The organism is Sphingomonas sp. Leaf343, assembly GCF_001423765.1.
In the GTDB taxonomy this organism is placed as follows: domain Bacteria; phylum Pseudomonadota; class Alphaproteobacteria; order Sphingomonadales; family Sphingomonadaceae; genus Sphingomonas.
Map to the genome: position 1 here is coordinate 132,789 of NZ_LMPG01000016.1, position 15,635 is coordinate 148,423.

A 15,635-nucleotide genomic window follows, 5' to 3' on the forward strand; every position below is an offset into this window, starting at 1 on the left:
GAAAACTCCGGCGGCCTTCCGCCTGGAGCGAGTGATGCAATTATATCCCCCGTGTGACCCTGTCGCAATTCATATATGTTGGAAAAATAAGACTTTTCTTGCAATCGATGTAAATTAGCCGATGAAAGTTGCTGTCAGCTTCAGCGCCACGGCCTCCGCGATCTTGATGCCGTCGACCGCGGCGGACAGGATGCCGCCGGCGTACCCCGCACCCTCGCCGGCGGGGTACAGACCGGCCGTATTGACGCTCTGGAAGTCGTCGCCCCGCGTGATGCGGACCGGGGAGGAGGTGCGCGTCTCGACCCCCGTCATCACCGCGTCGGGATGGTCGTAGCCGGGAATCTGCTGCCCGAACGCCACCAGCGCCTCTCGCATCGCGGTGACCGCGAAGTCGGGCAGGCAGTCCGCCAGATCGGTCGGCGTCACGCCGGGCTTGTAGCTGGGGATGACGCTGCCGAGCGCGGTCGACGCGCGACCGGCGACGAAGTCCCCCAGCCGCTGCGCCGGTGCCCTGTAGTCGCCGCCGCCCGCCGCGAAGGCGCGCTCCTCCCAGTGGCGTTGCAGCGCGATGCCGGCCAGCGGATCGCCCGGATAGTCGCGCGCCGGATCGATGCCGACGACGATGCCCGAATTGGCGTTCCGCTCGTTGCGCGAATACTGGCTCATGCCGTTGGTGGCGACGCGGCCGACCTCCGACGTGGCGGCGACGACGGTGCCGCCGGGACACATGCAGAAGCTGTAGACGGTGCGCCCGTTCTTGCAGTGGTGCGACAGGCTGTATGCCGCCGCGCCGAGATCGGGATGGCCCGCGCACGGGCCGAAGCGCGCCTCGTCGATCCAGCTTTGCGGATGTTCGATCCGGACGCCGATCGAGAACGGCTTGGCCTCCAGATGAACGCCGTGGCGGTGGAGCATCGCGAACGTGTCGCGCGCGCTGTGGCCGACCGCGAGGACGACCGGTCCGGCGTCGATATGCTCGCCGGTGTGGAAGGTCAGGCCGGTCAGGCGGCGCGAACCGTCCGCGTCCTCGGCGATGTCGATATCCTCGACGCGGGTGCCGAACCGGTATTCGCCGCCGAGCTTCTCCACCGTCTCGCGCATGCTCTCGACCATCGTGACGAGGCGGAACGTGCCGATATGCGGGTGCGCCTCGGTCAGGATCTCGGGCGGTGCGCCAGCCTTGACGAACTCGGTCAGCACCTTGCGGCCGAGATGGCGCGGGTCCTTGATCTGGCTCCACAATTTGCCGTCGGAAAAGGTGCCCGCGCCGCCCTCTCCGAACTGGACGTTGGATTCGGGGTTCAGCTCGCTGCGCCGCCATAGGCCCCAGGTGTCCTTGGTCCGCTCCCGCACCACCTTGCCGCGGTCGAGGATGATCGGGCGGAATCCCATCTGCGCCAGCAGCAGCCCCGCGAACAGGCCGCACGGCCCCGCGCCGACGACGATCGGACGCGGACCGTTATAGCCGGCCGGAGCCTTCGCGACGAAGCGATAGCCGGTATCGGGCGTCGGGTTGACGTGGCGGTCCCGCTTGAACCGCGCCAGCACCTGCGCCTCGTTCTTCAGCGTCACGTCGATCGAATAGACGAGCTGGATATCCATCTTGTCGCGCGCATCGTTGGCGCGGCGCGCGACCGTGTAGCGGATCAGGTCGCGCGGGGTGATCCGCAGCCGGTTGCGGATCGCGGCGGCCAGTGCCTCCTCCGGATGGTTGAGCGGCAGTTTCAGTTCGGTGATACGCAGCATGGTCGCCGCCTTAGCGCAAAGGAGCCTGCGATTGTCACGGTTGAAGGTGTATTTCGACGGCGGCCTGCGTCCCGAGGGCATGGAGACGGCGGTCGTTATCCGCGGAGAGGCGCATGTCCGCCGGGATCTGGGACCGGGGACGAGCATGGATGCGGAGTGGCTCGCATTGCTGCACGCGGTGGCGCTGACGCGGGCGATCGGCTGGGATGCCGTCGTGCTGATCGGCGACTCCGCGGCGGTGGTGGCGCAGGCGAACGGCGTCGTGCGGGCCCGGGGCGGGGATGCGCGGCATCATGCTGCGTTCGTCGAGGCGACGGCGGGGCAGGGGCCGCGGGTTCGGTACGTGAAACGCGCGCAGAATCTGGCGGGTGGCGCATTGGCGCGGTTGCACGAACGCTAATCCTCCCCTGCAAGGGGAGGTGGCGCGGAGCGGCGGAGGGGTGACGCCATCAGCGTGGACACCCCTCCGTCAGCCCTACGGACTGCCACCTCCCTTTACAGGGGAGGACTTGATCCCGGCCGCCGCCGCGAGGACGGTCTCGCGCCCAGCGCATCGAGCGCGTCGGCATTGTCGCGGCCCCAGGCGTAGAGCATCTCGACCGCCCCCACGAACCGCTGACCGAGCGGCGTGAGCCGGTATTCGACCGCGGGCGGCGTCGTCTCCCCGACATGGCGCGACACCAGACCGCTGCCCTCCATCTCGCGCAGCGACTGGGTCAGCATCTTCTTCGAAATGTCCGGCAGGCTGCGCAGCAACACGCCGCTGCGCGCCGCGCCGGCATGGCGGGCGTGCAGCGTGTGCAGGATCATGCTCGTCCATTTGGTCGCGAACAGCTCCAGCACGCGGCGCGGGGCGCAATCCTCCCGCCATTCGTCGTCCTCGCTGCCGGCCTGCATGTGGTTACCTCCTGGTGCCGTCTAGGAACGCGCGGACGCGCTGCCTAGCTAGGGTTGCAGGAAGCAAGGGACTGGAATGATGGCGAAGACGGCATTGGTGGTTGGCGCGAGCGGGATCGTCGGCAGCGCGACGGCGGCGTTGCTGGTGGAGCAGGGCTGGACCGTGCAGGGTCTGGCGCGGCGGCCGGTCGAGCAGGCGGGCGTGACGCCCGTCGTCGCCGACCTGACCGATGCGGCCGGCTCGGCGGCGGCCTTGGCCGACGTGAAACCCGACGCGGTGTTCATCACGACATGGCTGCGGCAGGACAGCGAGGCGGAGAATATCCGCGTCAATTCGGCGATGGTCCGCAACCTGCTCGACGGGCTGCGACCGGGCGGCGCTCCCCGGCACGTCGCGCTGGTCACCGGCCTGAAGCACTATCTCGGGCCGTTCGAGGCATACGGGAAGGGCACGCTGCCGCAGACGCCGTTCCGCGAGGAGCAGGGGCGGCTCGACATCGAGAACTTCTACTACGCGCAGGAGGACGAGGTGTTCGCCGCCGCCGCGCGCGACGGCTTCGGGTGGAGCGTGCACCGGCCGCATACGGTGATCGGCAAGGCGGTCGGCAACGCCATGAACATGGGCACGACGCTGGCGGTGTATGCGACGCTGTGTCGCGAAACGGGGCGGCCCTTCTATTTTCCCGGATCGGCGGCGCAGTGGAACGGGCTGACCGACATGACCGATGCCGGGCTCCTCGCAGAGCATCTGCTGTGGGCGGCGACGACGCCCGCCGCGCGCGACGAGGCGTTCAACGTCGTCAACGGCGATGTCTTCCGCTGGAGCTGGATGTGGGGCCGGATCGCCGCCGCGTTCGGGATCGAGGCGGCACCGTTCGACGGCACCGTCCGCCCGCTGGAGCAGCAGATGGCGGACGATGCCCCGGTCTGGCGCGAACTCGCGCTGCGTCACGGGCTGGCGGAACCCGATCTCGCCCGGCTGGCGTCGCCGTGGCACACCGACGCCGATCTGGGGCGGCCGATCGAGGTGGTCACGGATATGTCGAAGAGCCGGCGGCTGGGGTTCACCGGCTACCGCGCGACCGACGACGCGTTCCTGACGCTGTTCGATCGCCTGCGCGCGGACCGGCTGATCCCGTGATGACGATTGCAGGCGGAGTCTACATCCGCGCGATCTCGCGCTGCGTCAGGGTGGTGCTGGCCTTGCCGTCCTTCACCGACAGGGTGGCGGAGGGGACGGTCACGTACTTCTCGCCGACGATGACCACGACCGAGCCATCGGGCAACACGCGCTGGATGCGGGCGATCTGACGGCCATCGGTCTGGGTCAGATACTTGCCCGGTCTGGCAAGCTCGGCGGTTTGCGGGGCGGCGGCGAACAGGGCGAGGGCGGCGGCAACGATCATCACGGTGTCCTTTGCGAACGATGGGGAGGGCGTCAGCGCGGCTGTTCGAAGACCAGCAGCGTGGAACTGGCGGTGGCGCAGAGGCGGCCGTCGCCATCGTGCAGCGTCGCCTCTGCAAAGGCGACGCGGCGGCCGACGGACACCACCCGGCCGACCGCGCGAACCTCTCCGCTGCGGTCGCTGAGGCCGCGCAGGTACGAGATCTTCAGCTCCAGCGTGGTGTAGCCCTGTCCCGCCGCGAGCATCGAATGCACCGCGATGCCGCACGCGCTGTCGAGCAGCGTCGCGGCATAGCCGCCATGAACCGACCCGATCGGATTATAGACGCTGCGGCCCGGGGTTCCGGTGAACACCGCATGGCCGCGATCGACCTCGACCAGCGCGAAATCGAGAGTCCGGCCGATCGGGGGCTGACGGCTCGTCGCGATCATCGCCAGCAACTGCCCCAGCCCGTCCGGTCGTTCGGCGTCGGTGTCCGGTGTCATGCGATCGGCTGCCCCTGCAATTGCATGACGACCGTAATATGATGATCGTCATACTACAAGCGGGCAGATGAAGTGCGGCGTTGGGCGGCCTGCGTTCAATAGGGTGGGGGGCGGCGCAACCGTTGGTGGCGCACCGCCTCCGTCCACCACTCCAGATCGTCGGCGAACCGCGGGAACGCGCGCTCCAGTGCCGCGCCGCCCGATCCGGCGGGCGCGCCCTCCGCATCGAAACTTTGGCCGATCCCGCCGACCGCCAGCGTGCTGGAGATTACGACCATCCCCATTTCGGATAGCGTGCCGTGCCACGCCAGTCCCGCGCGCACGCCGGAAAATCGCCCGGCGGAATAGCTGGCGATCGCCGCGGGACGCCAGAACCACTCCTCCAGGAAATGGTCGGTCAGGTTCTTGAGACCCGGCTGCATGCCCCAGTTATATTCGCCGGTGACGAACACGAAGGCGTCGGCCGCGCGGATCTTCGCGGCGAGTTCGGCCAGCTTCGGCGGAGCCTCGCCGTCCGCATATTCCTTGTACATGCGATCGAGGATCGGCAGGTCGATCGCCTTCGCGTCGATCAGTTCGACCGTCGCACCGCGCGCGGTGAAGCGCCGGACCAGATATTCGGCCAGGCGGATGCCCTGCCGATCGGACCGGTAGGAGCCGTAGAATATCAGGATATGGTCGCTCATCGGCGTGTCCTCGACCGGGGCGACGCCGTCGCGACCGGATCAGGACGCGCGGCGGCGGCGTGGTGGTGGCGTCGCTACGGACAGGGTCGGCATGATCGGCTGGTCGGACCGGTCGTACCAGCCCAGCGCGGTCGAGATGGCGGCAGCGGTCTTGCGCAGCGCCTCCAGCGAGGCGTCCAGATCGGCCTGTCCCTCGCGGTGGATCGCCTCCAGATAGGGGACGGTCAGCGCCGCCACCACCTTGCCGTCGAAACCGTAGATCGGGCAACTGACGTCGCACACCGCCGACAGCCGCGCGCTTGCCAGCTTTTCGTAACCGCGATCCCGGATCGTCTCCAGTTCGCCTGCGAGTTCGGCCGGCGCGGACAGTGCGGTCAATAGCGCCGCGCGCTGTTCGGGCGTGGCGAAGGCGAGCAGGACATGGCCCGAGCAACTCGTCAGCAGACCGACCGTCGTTCCCAGCCGCACGGCGAACGCCGTCGGTCCGGGGCTTTCCTGTCGCAGCACGACCACGCCGTGCTGGCCGTTCAGCACGACCAGATGGCACGATTGCTGAACCGTGGAGGCCAGATCGTGCATCAGCGGCGCGGCGACGTGCGTCAACTCGCGCGCCGGGGTGGCGTGATGCGCCACCTCCAGCACCTTGTACGTCACGCGGTAGCGGTCCCCTCCGGGGATTTTCTGCAACCATCCGCGACGGTCGAGCACCACGATGATCCGGAACAATTCGCTGATCGACCGGCCCAGCCGTGCGGCCATCTCGCCGATCGACAGACCGGACGGCTCACGCGCCAGCAGCTCGACGACGTCCAACCCTTTTTCCAGCGCGGGAGCCGAATAGGTGGGCGATTTTCCCTCATTCTCGGACGTTTTCTGGCCTGTCATATGCTATTGCTAACCGTTCGTAACGGCAAAGTCACGACCGCTCTGACCGGTGCAAACAATTGTACCGGCAAGTATTTTGCGACCATGACCAACTTGGCAAGCCGAATAGGGAGCGCTAACCATCAGCGTTGCGGTGCGGGGGTCGTGAAACCGCCGATCGCCGCGATGCCGATGCGCGACCGGCCCGCAATGGCCGGCGCGTCGAACCGCAGCCGCAGGAAGCGCGCGCGCCGCGGCCCGGCGAACGGTATACGCTGGGTCGCGAGGGCGTAGGCGATGTTCGCGAACTCACCCGCTGCGCCCTGCTGCCACGCCTGTCCGTCGGGGCTGGTGTCCACGACATAGCCGCGTGGCGGCACGACGCCCTTGGGCGGCGCGCGCGACGGCGTCAGGCTGAAACCGGCAAGCGACTCCGGGCGGCCCAGATCGATCGTCACGGTCGCGGGGCTTGCGGGCATCGGCGTGTCTGCCAGCCAGAGCGTCGCGGCATCGTCGTCGAGCAGCGCGTCTGCGCCGGGAGACGAGGCGGCGACGATCGACCAGCCCTTTGGCGACAGGATCGTGCGGTCGCCGGATCGCACCGCCGCGACCGGCGCGGGTGCGACCTGCCGGAACAACGCGATCTCGCTGATCGCGGGGCAGGCGGGAGCTTCGAGGATGCGCAACCGGATGCGCCGGGCGGCGATCGGCCGGTCGAGGCGGATGATCCGCTGCGCCGAGATGCAGTCATGCTCGGCCAGCATCCGCCAGCGGCCCTCCGTCCAGGCATCCACCGCGAACCGCGTGACGCGCACCCCGAGCGGCAGGTATTCGCGAATGCGGATCAGGTCGAACGCGCGTCCCGGCGGCAGGTCGAGCGTCAGCGACGGCGTGGTGTCGCCATCCGGGCTCGACCAATAGGTGTCGCGCCGCCCGTCCAGCACCCTGGCGGCGGCGAAGGCTGCCCCGCGCGTCGCGCTGCCCGACGCGACCGCGCCGTCCGCCAGGTTGGTCGCCAGCGTCGCGCGCATCGCCGCGCCGAACGACGCCAGCGAGGCGACATCGGGATCGGCGATCCGTCCGCGCCGGTCGGGCGGCAGGTTCAGGTGCATGTTGGTGCCACGCCCCACCGACTCGTCATAATAACGGAGCAGCCGCATCGGGCTCTTCACCTTCGCGTCCTCGTCGGCGTGATAGAACCAGCCGGGCCGGATCGAGGTGTTCGTCTCCGCCGGCCACCACAGCGCACCGCCGCGCACGCCGGCATTGCCCTCCGTCTGGATATAGGAATGGTTCGGCATCGTCGGCCAGCACGGGTCGCCCGCCACCCCGTCCTCGTTCCCGACCCAGCGGATGTCGGAGCCGAGCGGATCGAAGGTGCAGGCCATTGGCTGATGCTGGTGGACGAGCGCGACGATCGACGGCCAGTCGTAATATTTCGGCGCGTCGATCGTCCGCGTCTCGCGCGCGCCGCCATAATAGCCGTCGCCGCCGTTCGCGCCGTCGAACCAGAATTCGAACAGCTCGCCATAGCGGGTGCAGAGCTCGACGATCTGCTTGCGGTAATAGTCGATGTACGCCGGACGGCCATATTCGGGGTGGTTGCGATCCCAAGGCGACAGATACAGCCCGAACATCAGGCCGGCACGGCGCGCGGCGCGCTCCATCTCGCCGACGATATCGCCCTTGCCCTGCTTGTACGGGCTGTTGCGGATGCAATGTTCGGTCAGCATCGTCGGCCACAGGCAAAAGCCGTCGTGATGCTTCGCGGTCAGGATGATGCCGCGCATGTTCGCCGACTTCGCCGCCGCGACGATCTGGTCGGGATCGAAATCGGTCGGGTCGAACAGCGACGGGCTTTCGTCGCCATATCCCCATTCCTTGTCGGTGAAGGTGTTGATCGAGAAATGTACGAAGGCGTATTGCTCGTGCCCGTGCCACGCCCATTGTCGCGGCGATGGCGTCGCGCCCCACGCTGCGGGTGCGCCGTCGGCGGCCAGGGCCGGAGCGGCACTGGCCAGTCCGGACACCAGACCGGATGCCAGCAGGGTACGGCGCGAAAACTCGGTCATGCGGCTACTCCGGTGAGGGTCATTTCGGCAGGTCGAGCGGCGATCCCGTGACGGGTATGGCGATCCAGCGGCCCGCCGCCGCATCCGGCTGGCCGCCGCCGACCCACAGGCGATAGGTGCCGGGCAGCACGCGGCGGGTGCCGTCGCGAAATACATGGCCCATCGATCGCGGATCGATCGTCAGCGTCACCGTCTTCGTCTCGCCGGGTTTCAGCGCGACGCGCGCGAAGGCGGCAAGCTGGCGCTGGAGCGCGGGATCGGTGAAGCCGGCCGGTTCCCCCGACGACGGCGGCACCAGATACGCCTGCACCACCTCGTCGCCCGCGCGCGCACCGGTATTGGCGACGCGGGCCGTGACGGTGATCGGCGTGCCGGTCGCGACGCCCGGCGCGGCGACGGCGTCATAGCCGAACCGCGTGAAGCTGAGCCCGTGGCCGAAGCCCCAGAGCGGCGTGCCGGTGAAGTAGCGATAGGTCCGCTCCTTCATCCCGTAATCGACGAAGGCGGGCAGATCGCTGGTCTTCGCGTACACGGTGACGGGCAGCCGCCCCGACGGATTGCTGACGCCGGTCAGCGTATCGGCAATGGCGGTGCCACCCGCTTCGCCCGGATACCACATCGTCAGGATCGCGTCGGCGGACGCAGGATCGACCGCCACCGCGCTGCCGCTGGCGAGCACGAGAACGATCGGCTTGCCCGTCGCCTTCAGCGCGGCGAGCAGGCGCTGCTGCGCGAACGGCAGCGCGATGTCGGTACGGTCGCCGCCGACGAAGCCGGGCACCTGCACCGGCAGCGCCTCGCCCTCCAGATCGGGCGACAGGCCGGCGAACACGACCGCGACATCGGCGGATGCGGCGGCGGCGACCGCCTGCGCCAGCAACGGCCCTTCGGGGGGGAGCCACATCAGGCGGATGCCCTCGTCGTCGCTGACGTGGTCGAGTTCCAGCCGCAACGGCACGGGCGCGCCGTCGCTGACGTAATCGACCTCGACACGACCCTTCGCGACCTCGCCCGCGGCAAGCTGGCGGTCGCCGATCCACAGCCGCACCGCGTCGTGCGACTTGCAGTATTTCCAGCAGGCGGGGACATCGACGACCAGCTTGTACGGACCCGGTCCCGGCGGCGCGAAACTTGCCGTCCAGCGCGCGTTGAACCGGTCGCCGCGGATCTGCGGCACCGGCGCGGCGCGGTTGATGTCGAGGTCGATGCGCCGCTCCGCACGCGTCGCGACGGTGCGGCCATCGACGCTGTATTCCGCTTTCAGCCCGGTCAGCGCCGTCTCCGGCACCACCACCGGCGCACCGTCCGCGAGGATCGATCCCTGCGCATAGACGACGCTGCCGAAGCGCGCGCGCAGACCCTCCAGCGGCGTGACCGGCACGATCGCGGTGCCGTGGTAATTGCCCTGCAATACGCCGAGATCGTCGGCGTTCGCGCCGATCACCGCCAGCCGCGTCGTCGTCGCCAGCGGCAGCCGGTCGCCATCGTTCCGGAGCAGCACGATCGCCTTGCGCGCCGCCTCCAGCGCCAGCGCGCGGTGGGCCGGCGTGCCGATCTGCGACGGCTTGATCCGCGACCACGGGCTCTTCGCGCCGTATACGATGCCGAGATCGCGCCGCGCCGTCAGCGCACGGGTCAGCGCGGTGTCGAGTTCGGCTTCGGTGATGAGGCCGCGCGCAACCGCGTCGGGCAGCGCGGCATAGGCGTTGCCGCAATTCAGGTCGGTCCCGCCGCGCACCGCCGCCGCCGCCGCCGCCGCGCCGTCCAGCCGGTAGTGATGGAACAGGTGGATGTTCGCCACCGCATCGCAGTCCGAGACGGTAAAGCCCCTGAACCCCCACGCCCCCCGGATGCGATCGTTCATCAACGCGCCGTCCGCGCAGGCGGGCGTGCCGTGGATCGAATTATACGCACACATCAGCGACCGCGCCTTGCCGTCGATCACCGCCATCCGGAACGCCGGCAGGTAGGTCGCTTCCAGATCGCGAGGCGACGGATCGACGTCGAACCCGTCGCGCCCCGCCTCCGGCCCGCTATGCACCGCCAGATGCTTGGGCGTGGCGATCACCTTGGGGTGGAGCGGGTCGGGACCTTGCAGGCCGGTGACGAATGCGACGCCGAGCGTACCCGTCAGATACGGGTCCTCGCCATACGTCTCCTGCCCGCGGCCCCAGCGCGGGTCGCGGAAGATGTTGATGTTGGGCGACCAGATCGTCAGCCCCTCGTAGATGCGGCGCGGTGCCGCCACGGGTTGCGCGTTGAACTTCGCGCGCGCCTCGGTCGCGACGGTGTCGCCGATGCGGCGGACCAGATCGGGGTCCCAGGTCGCCGCCATTCCGATCGCCTGCGGAAATACCGTGGCGTGGCCGTTGCGCGCAAGGCCGTGCAGCCCCTCTCCCCACCAGTCATAGGCGGGCAGGCCGGCCTCCGCGTCGGCGGGGGCGCTGCTTTGCAGCTGCGCGGCCTTTTCGGCGACCGACATCGTCGCGATCGATGCGGCCGCCGGGTCGCTCGAACCCGAGACAGCCTGCGCGAGCAACAGCCAGATCATCGTGCCAGCGTCCTCAATGTCAGGGATTTGGCCAGCGTCGCGGGGGACGCGGCGGATGCCACCGTGACGGTGATGCTCTCCCCCGGCAACAGGTCGAACCCGTCGTCGGACGGTTGCGCCGCGACATCGCCGAAATCGAGCATCACCGCGCGGGCGAGCGCCTTCGCGGTGATCGTCACCTCGCGGTCCTTCCAGCGCGCCGACAGGCCGGGCGCGGGATAGGCCATGTCCTTCGGCGGCGCGCGCTCGACGATCGCCCGGCTGACCGCCTTGTCGCCGACCAGCAACTCCGCGACCGCGTAGCTGGCGTCCGGTGCCGCCGTGCCGAACAGCGCCGCATCGTCCAGCGTCGCCACCAATGTGGCCGCCAGCGGCGCGAGCGTCGCCGCTTCGTCCCGCGTCGACAGCGTCGCCCCTGCCATGTCGCGCACCGTGATGCGCCACCGCGCGGGCGTCGGCGTCGTCAGGTCGGAGATCAGCGACACCCGCGTGACCCGGTTCACATTCTCCGCGACGATCGCCTGCGGTGCGAAGAAGCGGCGCGCGGCGTAGTTGAGCAGCTTCCACCGCCCTGAATAGTCGATGCTGGCCCACGAGATCGCCGGCCAGACATCGTTCAACTGCCAGTAGAGCGACCCCATCGTCACCGGCCGGCAGGCACGGTGGTGCAATGCCGCCAGCTCGATCGCCTGCGCCTGATTGACCTGCGTCAGATACACCATGTCGGCGAAATCCTTCGCCGGCCGCAGTCGCGCGTCGAGATAGAGTTGCAGGCGCGCATTGCCCTCGCCGGCGAGGAATTTCTGATGCGCCTTCATCACCGGGCTTTCGGCGGCCAGCGCGCCCTTCCCCGCGAAGTCGCGGATCGTGGACAGGTCGGGCATCGACTGGAACCCGTATTCCGACATGAAGCGCGGGCAACTATCCAGATAGCGCTCGATCGGCTTCGATCCCGACCACACATCCCAGAAATGCCGGTCGCCCGCCGCATCGGTGTCGGCCGGGCCGTCATAGTCGGTCGATGGCGAGTTCGCCCAATACGGCGTCTGTGGCGCTTTCGCCGTCACCGCCGCGCGCAGCACGCGGTCGAACAGGACGGCCATGTTGGCGCCGATCCGCTCCTGCTCGTCCGGGCCGACGGCTTTCTTGAATGCCTTGCGGTCGCTCCAGTTTTCCCAGCCCGACAGGATCTCGTTGCCGCCCGCCCACAGCACGATCGACGGATGCGAGGACAGGCGCGCGACCTGTTCCTCCGCCTCGATCCGGACGTTCTCGCGATAAGCGGCGTCGGGCGGCGTCACGCTGCCGCCGAACATGAAGTCCTGCCAGATCATCAGGCCCATCGCGTCGGCCATGTCGTAGAAGGCGTCGTCGAGATAATAGCCGCCGCCCCAGATGCGCAGCATGTTCATGTTGGCGTCGCGCGCGCCCTGAAGCAGGGGCCGCATCGACGCGGGCGTGACGCGGGCGGGGAAGCTGTCGAAAGGGATCAGGTTCGCGCCCTTGGCAAAGATGGGCGTGCCGTTGACCCGGAACCCGAACGCGCCGCCGTCGCGGATGATCTCGACCGTGCGCAACCCGATGCGGCGGCTGGCGCTGTCGTCCTGCCCCAGCGCCGCATCGACGCGGTACATCGGCTGCGCGCCGTACCCGACGGGCTGCCACCGCTGCGGATCGGTGACGGTCAGCGGCACGGTGACGACGTTCACGCCGGGCACCAGCGTTACGGTACGCGTCGCGGTGACGGGCGCGCCGGTCGGCCCGGTGACGGTGGCGCGCACTTCGGTCGTGGCTTGCGCGTCGGCGACGATGTCGAACGTCGCGGACAGCCGCGCCTCGGCGTCGTTCAGCGCCTGCTGATCGACGCGGAACGCCTCGATCCGGGCATCGTCCCACGCCTCCAGCCGCACCGGCCGCCACACGCCGATCGCGACGAGCCGCGGGCCCCAGTCCCAGCCGTAATGATATTTCGGTTTGCGGATATAGGGCGAAGTCTGCTTGCCCTTCGGCTCGTCGCCGAACGCGGAATCATATTCACCCGGCAGCGGGTTCTTCTCCGCCAGCACCATCGGCTGAAGCCGCTTGATCGGGGAGGCGACGCGGACCGTGACCTCGTTACGACCAGGTTTCAGCAGCGGCTTGGCGTCGCCGCGCCAGCGCCGGTGCGCGTTGTCGGCGGACAGCAGGGGCTGGCCGTTGACCGACACGGTCGCGAACGTGTCGAGCCCGTCGAACACCAGATCGAGATGGTCGCGCGCCAGCATCGCCGGCGTCACGTCCAGCACCAGCCGGTATTGCCAGTCGGTCAGCCCCGCCCACTGGATCGCGGCCTCGTTCGTACCCTTGAACGGATCGGGCGCGATGCGCGCGGCGATCAGGTCCTGCTGCACGCTGCCGGGCACCGTCGCCTTCAGCCAGCGCGCGGCCTTCGGATGCGCCCTGGCGGCGGTCGCGTCGGCGGGGTCGATCCGTACCTGCCACCCGGCGTCGAGCGGCGTGACGGTCTTCGGTCCGGCCCAGGCGGCGGTCGAGGCCAGCAGCAGCGCGGCAGCGGCGATCATCGGCGCGATCCTCATCGTCCGCCCTCCGTCAACTGCACGCGTTCGACGGTGTAATAGGGGTCGCTCAGGGGAGACGTGAACTGGAAACAGACGTCCCGATCCCCCGCCCGCGGCTTCCCGGCCTGATCGCCCGTCATCTTCGGCAGCGTACCCGTGAAGGTGAAGCGTTGCGGCGCGGTCTTCGGATCGGGAAGCGGGAACGCGCCCGCCGCGGTCGGACGCGCCGTCTTGTCGCCGCCCTTGCGCGCGGCGGCGGCGGCGATGCAGCCGACCTGCACCAGCAATTCGCCGTGATCGGACACGTTGTAATGCTCCGTCAGCATCCGCGCTTCGTGGGCGAGGCCATAATGCCGCGCGAGGCGCACGACATCCACGGTGTAACCGCGCGCCACATCGAGCGGCGCGTCCGGGTAGAGCGTGCACGTGTCGAACAGGTTGATGTTGAACGCCGGCGCGTTGGCGGTCGATTCCGATGTCAGCGGCGGTCGCAGGCCCAGCGACCCCGCCGGGCAGGCGCGCATGTCCGAACTGGACCGCGACAGCAGCGCGGCGCGCGCGGTATCGAAACTGCGCGGGCTCGCCGTCGCCGCGCCCGCGGTGTCGAAGGCGGCGGCGCGAATGACCGTTCCGGGCTTCACCGTCAGCGGTCCGGCATAGGCTTTCGAGCGCGCGGTCGGCACGCTGCCATCCGTCGTGTAGCGGATCGTGCCATAGGGTGCCTGCGTCGTCAGCATCACGGGGACGCTGTTCCTGCGCAGCGCGTCGCCGTGCGTGCCGTCGACCTTCACCTCGACCGCGAAGGCGCTGTCGGCGACCTGCATCCCCGCGCGGCTCCAGCGTTCGCCCTGACGATGGACGCGCGGCAGGAAGGCGGCGAAGTCCTTGTTGCCCCGCTGCGCCCACGTCACCTCCGCGACGGCGCCGGCACGGGGAAAGATGTGGTGCTGCAACTGTTGGGGCGTGACGATATACTCGCTCCACAGATTGCCCTGCGCGCCGAGCACGTGGCGCTCGCGATCGGGCGCGATCCCGGCGGGCATCGGATCGTAGTCATAGACTTTCGACAGCGGCAGCACGTCGAACCGGCCCGGCGGCTCGTCGGCGTGGTCGCTCTGCGTGTAGTTGAGGTACATCGGCGTGCCGGGGGTCATCACGACGTCGTGGCCCATGTTCGCGGCCTCGATCCCGCCCTTCTCGCCCCGCCACGACATGATCGATGCGGACGCGGGCAGGCCGCCCTCCAGGATCTCGTCCCAGCCGATCAGGCGGCGGCCCTTCGATTGCAGATAGGTGCCGAACTGGTCGATCATCCAGCTTTGCAGCGCGTTCTCGTCCTTCAGGCCCAGCGCCCTGATCTGCGCCTGAACCTCCGGGCTGCGTTCCCACTGGTCCTTCACCGCCTCGTCCCCGCCGAGATGGATGTAGGTGCCGGGGAACACGTCCATGACCTCGTCCAGCACCGCCTTCACGAACGCGATGCCTTTGGGGCCGGGATTGAACAGATAGGGCATGATGCCCCAGTTGTTGCTGACCTCGGGCCGGTCGCCGAGCAGGCCAAGCTCGGGATAGGCGGCGACCAGCGCCTGTGCGTGGCCGGGCAGGTCGATCTCCGGCACGATCGTGATGCCGCGGTCGCGGGCATAGACGACCAGCGCCTTCAGCTCCGCCTGCGTATAGAAACCGCCGACCTTCGCGCCGGGATCGCCGCCGGTCGACGGCGGCGTGCGGAAGCCGCCGATCTCGGCGAGCCTGGGGTAACGCTTCACCTCGAACCGCCAGCCCTGATCGTCGGTCAGATGCAGGTGCAGCGTGTTGAGCTTCACCGCCGCCATCTGGTCGACGATCGCCCGCAGGGCGGGCATCGGCAGGAAATGTCGCGCGGGATCGATCATCAGGCCGCGCCAGCCGAACCGCGGCGCATCCGCGATCGCCGTCGCCGCCACCGTCGCGGGCCTGCCGAACGCCGCGTCCGGGCTGACCAGCTGCGCCAGCGTCATCGCCCCGTAGACGAAGCCGCGGTCGGCCGATGCGGCGATGACGATGCTCGTCGGCGTCACCGTCAGGCGGTACGCTTCGTCGCCCTTGATGCCGGCATCGCGGACGAAGCGGATCGGACCGGTGGTGCCGGGCACCAGCGTCAGGCCGCGCACCGTCTTCACATGCTGCGCCAGCAACCGCGCGGCGGTCGTCGCGCCCGCGTCGTCCGCGGCGGCACCGATCCGCGTACCCTCGGCGACGGTGAAGCTGCCCGCACCCGGGGTCATCGCGGCGGGCAGGGGGAGCAGCGACTGTGCTGCGAGGGGCGTGGAGCAGAGAAGGGCTGCGATGGCCGGCGAGAGGCGAAGGGCGATCAAGGCATGCTCCTGA

Annotated in this window: 12 protein-coding genes; 2 read left to right on the forward strand and 10 right to left on the reverse strand. The window is 69.1% G+C overall.

Annotation, left to right across the window (positions count from 1 at the left end; translation table 11 throughout):
* Window positions 1-114: 114 nt before the first annotated feature.
* Window positions 115-1,746: an NAD(P)/FAD-dependent oxidoreductase gene (locus tag ASG07_RS16020; RefSeq protein WP_055849237.1), complete on the reverse strand. Its 1,632-nt coding sequence runs from the start codon at window positions 1,744-1,746 to the stop codon at window positions 115-117.
* A 31-nt stretch (window positions 1,747-1,777) separates the two neighbouring features.
* Between ASG07_RS16020 and ASG07_RS16025 the strand changes: the two genes are divergently transcribed.
* Window positions 1,778-2,146, forward strand: a complete 369-nt coding sequence (locus ASG07_RS16025) for a reverse transcriptase-like protein (protein ID WP_330219026.1) — start codon at window positions 1,778-1,780, stop codon at window positions 2,144-2,146.
* A gap of 95 nt (window positions 2,147-2,241) precedes the next feature.
* On the opposite strand, the gene ASG07_RS16030 is transcribed toward ASG07_RS16025, so the two are convergent.
* The gene (locus ASG07_RS16030; RefSeq protein WP_055849243.1) at window positions 2,242-2,643 is read right to left on the reverse strand and encodes a winged helix-turn-helix transcriptional regulator; all 402 of its coding nucleotides are present in this window, start codon (window positions 2,641-2,643) and stop codon (window positions 2,242-2,244) included.
* Window positions 2,644-2,722: 79 nt separating this feature from the next.
* Here ASG07_RS16030 and ASG07_RS16035 point away from each other — a divergent pair, with 79 nt between their 5' ends.
* The gene (locus tag ASG07_RS16035; RefSeq protein ID WP_055849499.1) at window positions 2,723-3,784 is read left to right on the forward strand and encodes an SDR family oxidoreductase; all 1,062 of its coding nucleotides are present in this window, start codon (window positions 2,723-2,725) and stop codon (window positions 3,782-3,784) included.
* A gap of 19 nt (window positions 3,785-3,803) precedes the next feature.
* On the opposite strand, the gene ASG07_RS16040 is transcribed toward ASG07_RS16035, so the two are convergent.
* From ASG07_RS16040 to ASG07_RS16075, 8 genes are all read right to left on the reverse strand, one after another.
* Window positions 3,804-4,049: a hypothetical protein gene (locus ASG07_RS16040; RefSeq protein ID WP_055849246.1), complete on the reverse strand. Its 246-nt coding sequence runs from the start codon at window positions 4,047-4,049 to the stop codon at window positions 3,804-3,806.
* Window positions 4,050-4,081: 32 nt separating this feature from the next.
* Window positions 4,082-4,534: a PaaI family thioesterase gene (locus ASG07_RS16045; protein WP_055849249.1), complete on the reverse strand. Its 453-nt coding sequence runs from the start codon at window positions 4,532-4,534 to the stop codon at window positions 4,082-4,084.
* Between the two features lie 95 nt (window positions 4,535-4,629).
* On the reverse strand, window positions 4,630-5,220 hold the full coding sequence (locus ASG07_RS16050; RefSeq protein WP_055849252.1) for an NADPH-dependent FMN reductase: 591 nt from the start codon (window positions 5,218-5,220) through the stop codon (window positions 4,630-4,632).
* Between the two features lie 39 nt (window positions 5,221-5,259).
* On the reverse strand, window positions 5,260-6,105 hold the full coding sequence (locus tag ASG07_RS16055; RefSeq protein ID WP_055849261.1) for an IclR family transcriptional regulator: 846 nt from the start codon (window positions 6,103-6,105) through the stop codon (window positions 5,260-5,262).
* Between the two features lie 122 nt (window positions 6,106-6,227).
* Window positions 6,228-8,156, reverse strand: a complete 1,929-nt coding sequence (locus ASG07_RS16060; RefSeq protein WP_055849265.1) for an alpha-L-fucosidase — start codon at window positions 8,154-8,156, stop codon at window positions 6,228-6,230.
* A 19-nt stretch (window positions 8,157-8,175) separates the two neighbouring features.
* Complete coding sequence (locus tag ASG07_RS16065; protein ID WP_055849269.1) at window positions 8,176-10,707, reverse strand: glycoside hydrolase family 3 C-terminal domain-containing protein; 2,532 nt, start codon at window positions 10,705-10,707, stop codon at window positions 8,176-8,178.
* Window positions 10,704-13,283 carry a beta-mannosidase gene (locus tag ASG07_RS16070; protein WP_156361909.1) on the reverse strand — a complete coding sequence of 860 codons (2,580 nt, stop codon included), beginning with the start codon at window positions 13,281-13,283 and terminating at the stop codon, window positions 10,704-10,706. The genes ASG07_RS16065 and ASG07_RS16070 overlap by 4 nt, the downstream gene beginning before the upstream one ends.
* The gene (locus tag ASG07_RS16075; protein ID WP_236694750.1) at window positions 13,280-15,622 is read right to left on the reverse strand and encodes a beta-N-acetylhexosaminidase; all 2,343 of its coding nucleotides are present in this window, start codon (window positions 15,620-15,622) and stop codon (window positions 13,280-13,282) included. The genes ASG07_RS16070 and ASG07_RS16075 overlap by 4 nt, the downstream gene beginning before the upstream one ends.
* Between the last annotated feature and the right edge of the window lie 13 nt (window positions 15,623-15,635).

Bases quoted from the DNA above. Each gene is read 5' to 3' on its own strand.
- ASG07_RS16050 (WP_055849252.1), bottom strand. From the start codon at position 5,220: ATGAGCGACCATATCCTGATATTCTACGGCTCCTACCGGTCCGATCGG.
- ASG07_RS16065 (WP_055849269.1), bottom strand. From the start codon at position 10,707: ATGATCTGGCTGTTGCTCGCGCAGGCTGTCTCGGGTTCGAGCGACCCG.
- ASG07_RS16020 (WP_055849237.1), bottom strand. From the start codon at position 1,746: ATGCTGCGTATCACCGAACTGAAACTGCCGCTCAACCATCCGGAGGAG.
- ASG07_RS16060 (WP_055849265.1), bottom strand. From the start codon at position 8,156: ATGACCGAGTTTTCGCGCCGTACCCTGCTGGCATCCGGTCTGGTGTCC.
- ASG07_RS16040 (WP_055849246.1), bottom strand. From the start codon at position 4,049: ATGATCGTTGCCGCCGCCCTCGCCCTGTTCGCCGCCGCCCCGCAAACC.
- ASG07_RS16030 (WP_055849243.1), bottom strand. From the start codon at position 2,643: ATGCAGGCCGGCAGCGAGGACGACGAATGGCGGGAGGATTGCGCCCCG.
- ASG07_RS16035 (WP_055849499.1), top strand. From the start codon at position 2,723: ATGGCGAAGACGGCATTGGTGGTTGGCGCGAGCGGGATCGTCGGCAGC.
- ASG07_RS16055 (WP_055849261.1), bottom strand. From the start codon at position 6,105: ATGACAGGCCAGAAAACGTCCGAGAATGAGGGAAAATCGCCCACCTAT.
- ASG07_RS16070 (WP_156361909.1), bottom strand. From the start codon at position 13,283: ATGAGGATCGCGCCGATGATCGCCGCTGCCGCGCTGCTGCTGGCCTCG.
- ASG07_RS16045 (WP_055849249.1), bottom strand. From the start codon at position 4,534: ATGACACCGGACACCGACGCCGAACGACCGGACGGGCTGGGGCAGTTG.